Consider the following 13,955-nt stretch of genomic DNA (forward strand, 5'->3'; position numbering starts at 1 on the left):
CTCCGTTTGTCACCACAAGTTTATTATTTTTATAGGCAAATCACTCTCAATACACATATATCATACATAATGTTTCAAAAAAATGCATAGTATGATATATTGTTTTACAATTCGTGCCTACTAACAAAAATCCTGCAGGACTTTCGGGTATAAGGATAAAAAAATCAAAAAAATCTACTTTGTTGATTTTAAAGAGGGCCGCAGCTGCAATAAACCACAGCTACAGCCCTCTTTGTGACACAGGCATATTCTATTTTTATTTCGTGATATTTTCCAATTTAACCATATACTCCATAGGCACCTCTTTCTTATTGATCAAGTCAACGGCATATTTTACACCATAGTAACCTTGATCATCAGGTTTTTGATCCACAGTTGATGCCATTTTTCCTTCTTTAATGTATACTTTCGCTTGGTCTAAAGCATCATACGCTGTTACTATTATTTTCCCGGATTTACCAACACCATCAATGGCTTGAATGGCACCGAAAGCCATCATATCATTAGCACAAAATACCCCATTGAGATCTGGATTTGCCTGCAGAATGTTTGTCATTACGTTGAGACCTTCTTCAGTCTTCCAATTTGCAGATTGAGAAGCGACGATTTGGATATCTTTGTACTCAGCAAATGCTTTTTCAGCTCCATTCTTTCTTCCCTCTGCATTATCGACTCCCTGAATACCTTCTATGATGGCCACTTTCCCTTTCCCTTTCAGCTGCTCAGCCAAATATTTACCTGCAAGATAACCACCATCAATATTACTGGCACCAACATACGGAATGGGTTTAAGTCCAGCCGCTTTCGCTGCATCGCCATCAATACGATTATCAATATTAATAATTGGAATTCCCGCATCCTGCGCCTTTTTCAAAACAGGTACGATTTCTTTTGAACCGCCTGGAGCAATACATATTGCATCCACTTTTGTCGCAATCATATTTTCTACAATGGCAATTTGCTGTTCAATTGAAGTTTCTTCTTGCCCTACCTGGACTTCCAATTTCACACCTAATTCTTTCCCAGCTTTTTGAGCGCCTTTCTCCATACTGATAAAAAACGGATTACTTAACGTTTTCATAACAAAGCCAATTTTTAATTCCTTTTTGTCCGCCTTCGCAGCAGGTTTGTCGCTGCCAGAACTGCCGCATCCAGTTACTAAAGATGCCAGTAAACCTACTCCCACCAGAATCGCTACTGTTTTTTTGTACATAAGTTGATTCTCCCCCTCTTTTTAAACTCGCTGTGCTACTGTTCTTGCAAGCAGTAAAGGACTCTTTTGCCGCTTACGATTCTTTTGAATCTTCAAGACGAATTCGCTATAAATATTCTCACCTTCATAAGAAAGGCTGAGGGCGCCTTAGTCTGATGATTCAAGCTCGACTAGGCTAAAATGACGCCAAGCATCATTCTAGTCCTGGCCTTTGGTGTATATAACAACCTTACGAAAGAAATACAATAAGATTGTTTACCAACAAGGTCTACACAAATTAAGCTTATATGTTGTCATTGATATGGCTTTGTCGCCCCCACTGCTTGGCTTGGTCGATTCAGTCCCTTGGCTGCACTGCTGTCTTTTTTTGATCTTCTGTATTGATCAAAAAACACAGCACTAACAATAACGGCACCAATTACAATTTGCTGCAAGAAAGGCGAAACATTCAGAAGATTTAAGCCATTGCGCAGCATCCCAATCAGAATCGCTCCCATAAGCGTACCGCCAATAGATCCCTCACCGCCATTTAAACTGGTACCACCAATGATAACGGCAGCAATGGCATCTAGCTCATAGCCGATTCCTGCAATAGGCTGGGCAGCATTTAAACGACCTGTCAAAATAACGGCACCAATACCGCATGTTATGCCACAAATGATATAGGCCCATGTTTCTACAGACTTCACATTAATTCCCGATAAACGAGCAGCTTCTTTATTTCCTCCAATAGCGTAAATGTGACGACCAAATTTAGTATAATTTAAAATAAAGATCGCAATCATTACAACAACAAAAGCATAAATGACAGGAATCGGAATACTCATCAGGTTTCCTGCGCTTATAAAACGAAATTCACTAGGAAACATATGTATAGTCTGCCCGTTTGTAATAAATAAGGCGGCTCCTCTTGCCACACTCATCATACCAAGGGTTGCAATGAATGCTGGAATTTTAAGTTTGGCAATTAATATTCCATTCATAAAGCCTAATAAAGCACCGACTAGAATTCCACTCAGTATCGGTATGCCAATACCAATATCTAAATGTAACGTTAAGCCGATTATTACACTGGAAAATGCCGTCAGCGGGCCTACGGATAAATCAATACCAGAGGTGAGAATAACAAAGGTCATGCCGACGGCAATAATCGTTGAAATCGAAACTTGCAGCAAAATATTGAGTAGATTGGCAATATCCAGGAAATGAGGACTGCTAACTGACAAAAATATAAACAATGCGACAATTGCAATTCCGATTCCGAATCGATCTGCAATTTTATGAAACATTTCCAACGCCCCCCAACATCAATGGCATAATTCCCTCCTGGGTAATCGTACCATCATTTTCAAATTCACCAGAAATCCTTCCCTGATTCATTACGATAACCCGATTACTGACTCTAATAATTTCAGGTAAATCAGAAGACACCATAATAATGCTCTTGCCTAACTGAGCTAATCCATTCATCAATTTATAAATTTCAGCCCTTGCTCCTACATCGATCCCCCGAGTCGGCTCATCAAAAATCAATATTTGACAATCCGTCAAAAGCCACTTTCCGATAATCACCTTTTGCTGATTTCCCCCGCTTAAAAACTTCACCAACTTATGAATAGAATTGGTAGCTACATTTAAAGCTTGTACGCTATTCTTAGCCTCCAACTGTTCTTTCTTGCGACTAAGGAAAAAGCCATTGCACACTCTGGGCAAATTTGCCATGGTAATATTTTGATCAATCCCCATGCTAAGTACTAACCCATCTCTCTTCCGATCTTCACTGAGATAGCCAATACCATGACCAATCGCCTGTATTGGAGAGTGAATTTCCACCTGGGCTCCCTGAAGCAATATCCTGCCCGCATCCATTTTTTCTGCACCAAAGAGCAGCCTCATCAGCTCACTCCTGCCAGCACCAACCAAACCTGCAAATCCCAAAATTTCACCTTTTCTTAAAATAAAGCTGGCGTTTTGTACAACATTACCCCAGCTAATATTTTTCACTTCCAGCAAGACCTCTCCAATATGATCCCTGACTGGTTTATCCATTTTTTCTAATGTCCGTCCCACCATCATCGTAATCAATTGATCGATTGTCACATCTTTCATATTAACAGTTCCTATATCTTGACCATCTCGCATGACAGTGATGCGATCTACAATTTCACTAAGTTCCTGCAGTCGATGAGAAATGTAAATAATCGCCACGCCTTGACTTTTCAGCTTGTGAATGATCCGAAACAATTCATGGGTATCCTTATCACTAATCGAGGAAGTTGGCTCATCCATGATAATAATTTGACGTTTTTTCACTAATGACCGGGCAATTTCTACCATCTGCTGCTGGGCTGTACTCATTTCCTTAACCAGTCTTTTGGGATTGATATCGATATTCATTTCACGAAAGATTTCTTCTGCCTGCTTTTCCATTTTTTCTTTATCAACTATATAGAAGGGAGATTTAACAATTTCTTCTCCCAAAAAAATATTTTCTGCCACGCTCATTCCTGGGATTAAACTCATTTCCTGATAAATGGTGCTAATGCCAAGATCACGAGAAATGTGAGCATTTTTAATGTCTACTTCTTTACCGTACAATAGAACTGTACCGCTGTCTTTTTGATGGGCGCCACTCATAATCTTAATCAAGGTCGATTTACCTGCGCCATTTTCTCCTAATAAGCAATGAACTTCTCCTTTACGGAGTTCAAAGTTAATATGATCTAAAGCCTGCACTCCAGGAAAAGCCTTATTGATATCCTGCATGCGTAGAATAACTTCATGGTCCATACCGTAATCACCCCCAGTTAAAAGTTGACACCTGAATTTAGTATAATGTTGGCGTAAGGAGTACACTCACCAGTGCGAATCACAGCAACTGCCTTCTGATTCATTTCCTTAAACTCTTCGTGACTACATCGATGAATAGGCACAGCTCCTAACAGTTCCTTCACACCCTCATACATCTTTGGGCTGACGGTTTCCATCTCATTGGCTATCACCGCACTCTCCACCTCTAGTTCTTGCAATATTACACAGAGCGTTTCTAAAAATCCTGGAACACCAGGAGTCAAGGCTATATCAATCCGCCGTATTCCTTGCGGTATTGGCAAACCACAGTCTCCAATGACTAGCTGATCTTTGTGTCCCATACCAGCAATGACTTCACTGATCCCTTGATTTAATACTCCAATTTTCTTCATTGCTGCCCCTCCTGTTTACGAATAAATTCGTCTACTTCGTCTCGCCAAGGCAATGATGGCTGGGCTCCAGGTCTCGTCACTGCTATAGCCGCTACAGCTGCTGCAAATTTTGCACTTTCCAGCACTGTTTTCCCCTCCGCTAAGGCAGTGGCTAGTGCGCCAACATACGCATCTCCAGCAGCAGTCGTATCTACTGCGTCTACCTTATAGGGGAGTATCTGCTGCTTCTGCTCTACAGTACAGCATAAAGCCCCTTTACTGCCTAATGTAATAATGACGGCTGCTGCGCCCCTATCTAATAGAACTTGTGCCGCTTCATCTTCTGCGCCAGCTTTACCGCCCGTAAGCACCGATGCTTCTGTCTCATTGGGAATCAGAATATCGATCATCGATAAGAGTCCCTCTGAAATCAGGCGCGCTGGTGCAGGATTCAAAATTGTAGTCCACCCTTTCCCCTTGGCGGCCCTAATTGTATATTCCACGATTGTTTCTGGTATTTCATTCTGTACAAGAAGAATTCCAGGCACTTCTGCCGCTTCCAATGCTGAATCTATGTCTTGCTGACAACATGCGTAATTAGCTCCAGGCACTACCACGATGGAATTGGCTCCCCTTTGATCCACTGTAATTAATGCTGTACCAGTAGAAGTTTCAGCTAAAGATATATAGGAAGTACCTACCCCGCTTTGCGAAAGACTGCACCGCAACCTTTCACCAAATTCATCCCGCCCGACAGCTCCTACCATTGTTACCTTCGATCCCAATTTAGCTGCGGTCACCGCTTGGTTCCCACCCTTGCCGCCTGGAAAGGTTGTAAACGTTTTCCCGAAAATAGTTTCACCCTTTTGGGGCAGCTCAGCAACGGTTACCACTAAATCCATATTTAGGCTGCCCACAACCAGTATTGGTTTTGTCAATGTGCTCATTTTGATTCCTCCAAGCCACCTGAAGATTGACGAATCATCAGTTCAGGTACAAATATCTTTTCATGCGGACTGCTTCGTTCACCTGTAATATGCTCTACCAATAGCTTTATCGCATATTGTCCCATCTCATATACAGGTTGCCGAATCGTAGTTAATAACGGCTTATACCATGTCGCCAACCGTATATCATCAAAACCAACAACGGCTACATCCTCTGGTACCCGAATGCCATATTGGTTCAAGCATTCAATTGCACCGATGGCCATGATATCGTTAGATGCAAAAATAGCATCGAATTGGTAGCGACTCAATAACAGATTCTCCACTGCAGCATAACCGCTCTCATAGGTAAAAGCACCAATAAACGCCAACTTCTTGTCATACTGAATGTTATAGCTAAGAAGAGCATCTTGGTAACCACTTGCCCGCTCAGCTCCTGAAGAAAGTTTTGGCAATCCGCTAATAAAGGCAATCCGCCGCTTACCTCTTTCAATTAAATGCTTGGTGGCCATGAAGGCCCCTAAGCGATTATCCGTACTAACACCACTGGCCTTCATTCCCTCTACTCTCCGATCCAGCAAAACAACAGGGATACCTAATGAATCTAACAACGCAATATTTTTTTTGTTGTCAACACTTTCAGTAAATGCTATGCCATCCACACGTTTACTATACAAAAACTGGATGTATTTTTTCTCTTCTTCTGTTTTTCCATCGGTATTACACAAGATAACAGCATAATTATGTATTTTAGCCGCATCTTGAACCCCCCTCACCAACGCAGGAAAAAAAGGATTTTCGATATCCGGAATAATAAGACCAATGCTACGAGATTCTTTTATCTTTAACGCTCTTGCCACATCATTTGGCTGATATTGCAATTCTTTGGTCGCTAGCAAAACACGCTCTGCTAACAATGGTGAGACTCGGTCTTTTCCATTCAAGATTCGCGACACTGTTGCAATGGAAACTTCAGCCCTTTTCGCGACATCTTTAATTGTTACATTTCTAAAGTTTTCTTTATCATATGCCATCATATACTCCTAACCAGTTATCCTTGTAAACGTTTACTTAACCTTTCTACCTGAAACAATAAAATTCCTGCTTATTTTTCAAAAATTTATAGAATATTTAGATTTATGCAACTATTGTCCTGGCAAACTAATAATATTTATACATTTTGATGCTGAAAAGAAATCAGGAAAGCTTTTAGCCTTCCTGATTTCTTTCCATTATTTCTTTTAGTAATCGCTCTGCTTCTGCTTTGGCTGCTATCGTTGCCTCATGATCGACTTGCAGCTCCATGGTTATGACATCCCCTTCTTGGGCTTCACTTGGCAAACTCTCTCGAGGCCATACGACTTGCACTTCTTCATCGTCCAATAATAATACTGCTTTATCCCCTTCAAAACGATCAATTACAGCTAAAACCTTCATACTGTTATTTCTCCTTTGTTATGGTATAGGTTTTACCATCACTATTGATTGTCACCGTACCATCGGTATCAGTACGATATACTTTTGCTTTAGCCTCACCATATTTTTTTAATGTAGAAGGATGAGGATGATGATAATCATTATTCGCACCTAACGAGATAATAGCAGCTTCAGGAGCTACGGCTTTTAAGAAAGAAACTGAAGAAGATGTATTACTGCCGTGGTGGCCAGCTTTTAAAATCGTACTTTTCAGTTCTGTTTTATACTTTTTCAACATACGCTCTTCTGATTCCTTCTCTGCATCGCCTGTTAGCAGCATCGAAAAATCATGATATATCAATTTTGCTACAATGGAATTGTTGTTTAGTTCTGAGTCTTTTATAAAAGGTTTCTCCGGTGCCAAAATTTTTAGTTTTATATCATTTGCGATAACAATTTCCGTACCAGCAGTAAGAACTGAAAACGGTATCTTCTTACTTTGTACTAAGGATAAATATTTACGGTACAATGCTGTAGTCGTCGTTTGTCCGCTGTCATAAATTTGATTTACTTTAAAATTCTCTAGAATACTCGACATTCCCCCTAAGTGATCGGCATGAGGATGAGTAATAATCACTTTATCGATCGTTGTAATTCCTTCTTTTTTTATGTACGCTGCTAATTTGTCTTTCGTGCCAGTATCTCCTGTATCAACCAATACAGTTTGTCCTGCCGCTCGAATTAAAATAGCATCTCCTTGCCCAATATCCAACACCTTCACAGTAAGAGGAGAATTTGTCTGTCCTTGACTGACATTTGCCTCTCTGTCTTTAACACATCCTGCTGCTACCAGCATAGCAAGGGTTATCAGAAGTACCCCAAACCACTTACGTCCCATCATTTTACCTCCTAAAATAATACCACTCCTTCCTTGCAAACATGAGAACGGCTATCTCTCATAACTAAAAAGACTTGGTTTACACCAAGCCTTAGCTGCATGCCGAAATTTTAAAAGAACTATATCCTTATATGATACAAAAATTATACCTCAACCAACCCTAAACTCACTTTAATTGATTCATCAACCATAGACATAATATCTTCACTCAAATGAGAAACTTTTTCTTTTAAACGACGCTTATCAATGGTGCGCAGTTGTTCTAAAAGAATCACAGAATCTTTTTCCAAATTCGATTGTTTCGAGTTGATTTCCACATGAGTCGGCAGCTTAGCCTTCGAAATTTGCGAAGTAATGGCTACTACGATAATGGTCGGACTATATTTATTACCAACATCATTTTGGATGACCAAAACGGGACGATGCCCTCCTTGTTCCGAACCCACTACCGGACTTAAATTGGCATAATAAATATCTCCACGTTTTACGACCATCTTTTATTCACGCTCCGCCAGTAGGGTAGGCATTTCAAATAGATCTGCATCAGCTAGCAAGCCTTCCTCTGCTAATGTCAGATTAATCCCAGCCATCTCCTGATATCCCTTACGCATTTTATCATATATTTCCTTACGTCTACGCTCTTCAATACACAGTCGCATGGCATCACGCACAAATTGACTACGGCTTAATTTTTCAATTGCAATAATACCATCTACTTCTTGAAGCAAGCTATTCGGGATACTAATCATAATACGCCTCAATTCTGCCACGCCTTCACCCCCGCCAGTTAACACAACATTCATATAGATAGATTATAGTTTCTTTATATACAAATGTCAATTTTTTTATACACGATTTTATCATTTGGCGAATGATGACCGGCTGCGCACATATTTAAATAACCAAAGACTTGACTCAAATGGAGTATTAACTCGCATTTGGATCGTAGTCACACTTATCCACCGAAATTAGCCGCTCTACCTGCTGCTTATCGAAAATGGGAGTCTTGAGCGACTTGTCATTGAATAACCCCACTATCATAAGTATGCATGAAACAAGAGGAATTTATGCCTAATCATTTTCTTGAATACCAAATATTGCTGCTGGCAATGCCTTAATGATATCACTTGCGATCATACCAATCATTCCATTTCTGGCGACAATATCTCCAGCTAAACCGTGAATATACACACCAGCCAATGCTGCTTCATGACTTGACAAGCCTTGGCCGACAAATCCTGCAATGATTCCAGTTAGCACATCACCAGCACCGCCAGTTGCCATACCAGCATTACCACTACTATTAATATATACCTCACCATCTGGAAATGCGACTACTGTACGTGCTCCTTTTAAAATAATAATACTTCCCCACTCAATCGCCGCCTGACGAGCAATATATATGCGATCTTGATTGACCTCTTCGGCAGTTAAATCGACAAGCCGCGCCATCTCTCCAGGGTGCGGCGTTAGTATCGGTACAGACTTAGCCTCGGTTAATAAAGAAGTATGGTCAATCAGTGCATATAAGGCATCTGCATCAATCACTAAAGGCCTTTCGATTGTCGTAATCACACGGCGCACAAGTGACATGGTTTCTTCATGGCGGCCCAATCCAGGACCAATCACCACTACATCACTGTGCAAGGAAAGTCTTTGAAGTTCAGAAAAAGACTCTTCTCCTAAAGCACCAGGACTCACCTCAGCTAAAGGACTGGTCATGACTTCCGTTACTTTCATTTCCATGATATCATGCAAGCTTTCAGCAATACCTAAATTTACCGTACCTGCACCAGAGCGCATAGCGGCACTTGCTGACAGGGCAGCAGCACCTGTTAATCCTCTAGAACCTGCCACTACGAATACTTTGCCGCAACTCCCTTTATGGGCATCAGGCTGTCTTTTGCCAAGCATGTTTGTCACATCGCCGCTGGTAATAAGATTCTGCTGAATTGCAATATTTTGTACCAGTAATCTAGGTACACCAATATCAGCCACGTACAGTTCACCAACATAAAGAGCACCAGGGTATAACAAAAGTCCCTGCTTAGGCAGAGCAAACGTAATGGTATAATTTGCTTTTACCGCTACACTCTGAATCTGACCTGTATCGCCATCAACACCTGTTGGTACATCTACGGCAATAATAACCTTATTCATTTTATTCATACATTCTACAACCTGGACCATATGATCCCTAAGTTTACCAGTAAAGCCTGTACCTAGCAGCGCATCTACCAGGCAGTCCGTAAAGGTCATAGCAATTTTTACTTTATCCCAGTCGTGCTGATTTATCACTTCTAAAATATCAATTCCCATATTGGTAATGATTTGTAAATTCGTTAACGCATCACCAACTACAGCCGTTTTACTGCCGATTAAAAAAACTTTGACTTTCGCCCCTTGGTTATGAAGATGCCTAGCAACTACATAGCCATCACCGCCATTATTTCCAGTACCAGCAAATACAGAAATCTTTTTATTATGTAAATTTCCTAGTATACTCTCAATTTGCCCAGCTACTTCTACGCCAGCATTCTCCATGAGAACAATACCAGGAATACCATATTCTTCGATTGCTGCCCTTTCTATATCTTTCATTTCAGCAACGGTTACTACTTTCATACTATTTTCCTCCCCATAAAATGACCTGGGCAGCGGCATATTCTCGTGCATGTGTCAATGATATATATGTCATACTAACCCCTATACTTTTAGCTAAAGCGCCAAATTGTCCACTTAAATTCACATGCGGGCAACCTTTATCATCAAGAATAATTTCAATATCCTTAAGCCTTCCACCTGCCATTCCTGTGCCAAAGGCTTTCATGACTGCTTCCTTACCAGCAAATCGTGCTGCATAAGAAGACGCTTTTTGTATACCTCGACTTTCACAATATTGCTGTTCCTGCAGGGTGAATACTTTGTCTATAAAAGATTGGCGCATAATAGCATCTTTTATACGATTGATTTCAATAATGTCAATTCCAGTACCAATAATCACAGATTTCACTCCATATTACCTTTTACTATCATTCATTGTACCAGCATTAACTGTCTTTTGCCAATAGATACGGGCAAAATACAAGAAATGAATATAGAAAAGAAAGACTTAGCCTAGGCTAAGTCTTTCTTTTCTATATTCATTTCCTAAAGTTTCTCATAATGAGTACTTCGACTCGTCGGTTCTTAGCTCGCCCATCAATTGTATCATTCGCCTCAAGTGGACGATATTGCCCATATCCAATAGCACTAAAGCGCTCAGGCTGTAAACTTTTTTCACTAGATAAGATAAATTTCATAAAGTTAATCGCCCGCTTGGAGCTAAGCTCCCAATTAGACGGAAACTCCGAAGTATTAATCGGTATACTATCAGTATGCCCTGAGATAACAATTTTCTGAGTTAAAGGAACCAATACTTTGGCTATTTCCTCACCAACACGCAAGGATTCAGGACGCAAATCCGCATGTCCTGATGTAAATAAGGCAGAATCTTTAATACGAATCATTAGCCCATCTTCTGTAAGTGTTGTATTTAAATCACCAGTTAATTTATTCTCTTGAATATAATGGTCAATCTGCTTTTTTAATTCAGAAAGTTGAACGGTCTCTTGCAGCTGCTCCTGGCCCATAGTACCTTCGGCGGACTGCTGGTTAGGTATTGCTGAATTCAATTCAGGAGTGATTGCTTGATTATTATCGAAAATCGAAGGACTTCCACTGAAAGCAGTATTAAAAGCATAGGCCATCTGATCAAATTTCTTTTGATCTACTTGAGCTGTAGCAAACAATACAATAAATAACGCTAACAACAAAGTCAATATATCAGCATAAGGAATGAGCCAAGATTCATCCATATGTTCTTCATGATGAGCTTCATGATGTTTCTTCCTTCTAGACATTATGCTTCCTCCGTTTTAGCCTTCATCTGCTCCCTTTCTGTTTGGGAAATAAACACCTTCAGCTTGGCTTCAATTGCAGTAGGAGAATCTCCTGCCTGCAAGGACAATATTCCTTCAACCATCATTTTTCTTACATCAACTTCTTTTTTGGACATGATCTTTAACTTGTTTGCAAAAGGATTCCAGATTACATATCCCGTAAAGATCCCGAGCAAGGTAGCTACAAACGCAGCTGCAATGGAATGTCCCAGAGCATCAATATCATTGAGATTTCCTAATGCAGCAATCAAACCAACTACTGCACCAAGTACCCCCAGTGTCGGAGCATAGGAACCAGCCTGAGAAAAGATCAACGCGCCGACACGATGACGTTCTTCCATTCCTTGAATCTCAGCTTCTAACACATCACCCACGAAATCTGGGTCAAGTCCATCAATTACCATGCTCAAACCAGTTTTGAGAAAAACATCCGGCACTTCCTCCACACGACTTTCCAGAGCTAGAATACCTTCCCGTCTAGCTGTTTGTGATAATTCCACAAACATCTTTAACATGTCACTTTTTGACATAAATTCAGGTTGTTTAAATAACATTTTAACAAGCGTCGGAAAATTTTTAAGAACTTCCATAGGAAATGCATTCAACAAGCAAGCTGCCGTACCAGCAATAATAATCAAAAATGCCGCTGGATTTATTAACACTACTAAACTTGCACCTTTAAGCACCATCCCTACGCCAACAGCCACAAATCCGAGTCCAATACCAATTATTGTTGATAATTCCACAATTCAGATCCCCCTAAACCTAACGATCAGTATAGTTACTTCTAGTTAGCATATATACTTGTAAAAATAAAGCCACAATCTGCCTCTTACATATTTCTTTCTTTTTCTGCATATTCCTGCAAATTATTTGTTAATTTTTTGCTTTGACGAAAGCCAAATTCGGTAGAGATATGTCTGCCAATTCCTTGAATTTTCCCCGTAATACAGCCTACGCAGTGTTTTGGAGTGTCATTAACACAAATTTTACCTGGATACAACATATACATTTTTCGATATTCACCTTCGGTAACATTGGGCATCACTACATTAGCACCGCTTTGGAGAGCAATAATACGTCCATTTTTGTTTAATGTTTCCATAGCCGTAGTAGCTGGAATATTAGCATCAGGCAATAAAAGCCTAGTAATTGCCATCACTTTTATACTTGTGTTAAAAGTACCCCCTCTCTCTTGTGCCAGCGGAGTATCAGCGTTGGGAATAAAAGGTCCTAACCCAATCATATCAGCATCTAATGATTTAAAAAACAAAATATCATCCGCTAAACATTCCATTGTTTGATTCGGAAGTCCCACTAAACAACCTGTCCCCAGCTCATATCCAAGATCTTTTAAATCTTGTAAACATCGTAATCGATTTTCAAAACTCATGCCTGGATGCAATTCTTTATAGATCCTTGAATTCGTTGTTTCGATTCTAAGTAAATATCGATCTGCGCCAGCTTCTTTATAGATTTGATATTCTTCTCTGCTTTTTTCGCCAAGGCTTAGAGTAATGGCTAATCCTAAAGCCTTTATGCTCCTAATGATGTATTGCATATCAGCCACAGTATAAGACTGACTTTCACCAGATTGTAGTACAACCGTCTTATAATTATAGCTTTTGGCCTTATCGGCAAGATCAATAATCGTATCTGGGGTCAATTTATACCGCTTCACCTTAGTATTTTCTTTTCTTAACCCACAATAAAAGCAATTCTGTTGACAAATGTTTGAGAATTCGATTAAACCACGCAAGTGCACTTGATCTCCCACATATTGGCTACGCACTCTATCAGCGGCTAGAAACAATTGTTGATCATATTCATCACATCTCAGCAAATCCACAATCTCTTCTTTCGTTAAAGAATGAGTGGTCTCAGCCTTATTGATTATATCTACTATTTTTGCCACGCTTCTATCCTCCTTACTGTGAAGTTAGCATTTATTTCTTCATTTCCCCTGGCAATCCCTTTTTCATTATAATAAGTAGATATTCATTCGACATAATGCTATTTAATTTTATATAAATTGCTGATGTATGAACCAATTACTACTAACTATAGAATATTCTACTAATAAATGCCTCTATCTAAAGATATAGATTCGATAAAAATACGATTTTATTCAACAAAAAAATTAAAAATACGCTTCTATTGCCTACGTAATACAAAAAAAAATCGTCTATCGATTGTTAGACCACCAAAAATGGATAGACTCATTATATTTTCCAGGAAATAAAATGTAAAGAAATCTTTGATTTGTCTTTAACTTAATTGACAATAATATTTTAGACTGCTAGAATAAATGCACACATTGATATAACATAAAAAGGCGCTACGCGTCTTTAAAATCTA

15 protein-coding genes are annotated in these 13,955 nt (G+C 39.7%); all 15 read right to left on the reverse strand.

All coding sequences use genetic code 11. The annotated features are described in order from the left end of the window. Positions 1 to 256: 256 nt before the first annotated feature. Positions 257 to 1,213 carry a sugar ABC transporter substrate-binding protein gene (locus tag JBW_RS14890; protein ID WP_007957844.1) on the reverse strand — a complete coding sequence of 319 codons (957 nt, stop codon included), beginning with the start codon at positions 1,211 to 1,213 and terminating at the stop codon, positions 257 to 259. A 293-nt stretch (positions 1,214 to 1,506) separates the two neighbouring features. After that, positions 1,507 to 2,502 (reverse strand): ABC transporter permease, encoded by a 996-nt coding sequence (locus tag JBW_RS14895; RefSeq protein ID WP_007957846.1) that lies wholly within the window; start codon positions 2,500 to 2,502, stop codon positions 1,507 to 1,509. Continuing rightward, complete coding sequence (locus JBW_RS14900; protein WP_007957849.1) at positions 2,492 to 4,003, reverse strand: sugar ABC transporter ATP-binding protein; 1,512 nt, start codon at positions 4,001 to 4,003, stop codon at positions 2,492 to 2,494. The genes JBW_RS14895 and JBW_RS14900 overlap by 11 nt, the downstream gene beginning before the upstream one ends. A 17-nt stretch (positions 4,004 to 4,020) precedes the next feature. Next, a complete protein-coding gene (gene rbsD / locus JBW_RS14905) occupies positions 4,021 to 4,416 on the reverse strand; it encodes a D-ribose pyranase (RefSeq protein ID WP_007957851.1) in 396 nt (131 codons plus the stop codon). Then, positions 4,413 to 5,342 (reverse strand): ribokinase, encoded by a 930-nt coding sequence (rbsK, locus tag JBW_RS14910; protein ID WP_007957852.1) that lies wholly within the window; start codon positions 5,340 to 5,342, stop codon positions 4,413 to 4,415. Before rbsK ends, rbsD begins: the two co-directional genes overlap by 4 nt. Continuing rightward, on the reverse strand, positions 5,339 to 6,376 hold the full coding sequence (locus tag JBW_RS14915) for a LacI family DNA-binding transcriptional regulator (protein WP_007957853.1): 1,038 nt from the start codon (positions 6,374 to 6,376) through the stop codon (positions 5,339 to 5,341). Before JBW_RS14915 ends, rbsK begins: the two co-directional genes overlap by 4 nt. Before the next feature lie 175 nt (positions 6,377 to 6,551). Next, on the reverse strand, positions 6,552 to 6,779 hold the full coding sequence (locus JBW_RS14920; protein WP_007957854.1) for a DUF3006 domain-containing protein: 228 nt from the start codon (positions 6,777 to 6,779) through the stop codon (positions 6,552 to 6,554). Positions 6,780 to 6,783: 4 nt separating this feature from the next. Further along, positions 6,784 to 7,656, reverse strand: a complete 873-nt coding sequence (locus JBW_RS14925; RefSeq protein ID WP_007957855.1) for a ComEC/Rec2 family competence protein — start codon at positions 7,654 to 7,656, stop codon at positions 6,784 to 6,786. A 143-nt stretch (positions 7,657 to 7,799) separates the two neighbouring features. Then, a complete protein-coding gene (locus tag JBW_RS14930; RefSeq protein WP_007932142.1) occupies positions 7,800 to 8,150 on the reverse strand; it encodes a type II toxin-antitoxin system PemK/MazF family toxin in 351 nt (116 codons plus the stop codon). 3 nt (positions 8,151 to 8,153) lie between these two features. Then, positions 8,154 to 8,459, reverse strand: coding sequence for a CopG family ribbon-helix-helix protein (locus JBW_RS14935; RefSeq protein WP_007932144.1), 306 nt, complete (start codon positions 8,457 to 8,459; stop codon positions 8,154 to 8,156). Positions 8,460 to 8,727: 268 nt separating this feature from the next. Further along, positions 8,728 to 10,281, reverse strand: coding sequence for a bifunctional ADP-dependent NAD(P)H-hydrate dehydratase/NAD(P)H-hydrate epimerase (locus JBW_RS14940; protein WP_007957856.1), 1,554 nt, complete (start codon positions 10,279 to 10,281; stop codon positions 8,728 to 8,730). A gap of 1 nt (position 10,282) precedes the next feature. Next, positions 10,283 to 10,660 (reverse strand): holo-ACP synthase, encoded by a 378-nt coding sequence (acpS, locus tag JBW_RS14945; protein WP_007957857.1) that lies wholly within the window; start codon positions 10,658 to 10,660, stop codon positions 10,283 to 10,285. 139 nt (positions 10,661 to 10,799) lie between these two features. Then, positions 10,800 to 11,558 carry a flagellar motor protein MotB gene (gene motB, locus JBW_RS14950; protein ID WP_007957858.1) on the reverse strand — a complete coding sequence of 253 codons (759 nt, stop codon included), beginning with the start codon at positions 11,556 to 11,558 and terminating at the stop codon, positions 10,800 to 10,802. Next, positions 11,558 to 12,343 carry a flagellar motor stator protein MotA gene (gene motA / locus JBW_RS14955; RefSeq protein WP_007957860.1) on the reverse strand — a complete coding sequence of 262 codons (786 nt, stop codon included), beginning with the start codon at positions 12,341 to 12,343 and terminating at the stop codon, positions 11,558 to 11,560. The genes motB and motA overlap by 1 nt, the downstream gene beginning before the upstream one ends. A gap of 86 nt (positions 12,344 to 12,429) precedes the next feature. Continuing rightward, positions 12,430 to 13,512: a [FeFe] hydrogenase H-cluster radical SAM maturase HydE gene (gene hydE, locus JBW_RS14960; protein WP_007957861.1), complete on the reverse strand. Its 1,083-nt coding sequence runs from the start codon at positions 13,510 to 13,512 to the stop codon at positions 12,430 to 12,432. Between the last annotated feature and the right edge of the window lie 443 nt (positions 13,513 to 13,955).

It is taken from the genome of Pelosinus fermentans JBW45 (assembly GCF_000271665.2).
Classification (GTDB): Bacteria; Bacillota; Negativicutes; order DSM-13327; family DSM-13327; genus Pelosinus; species Pelosinus baikalensis.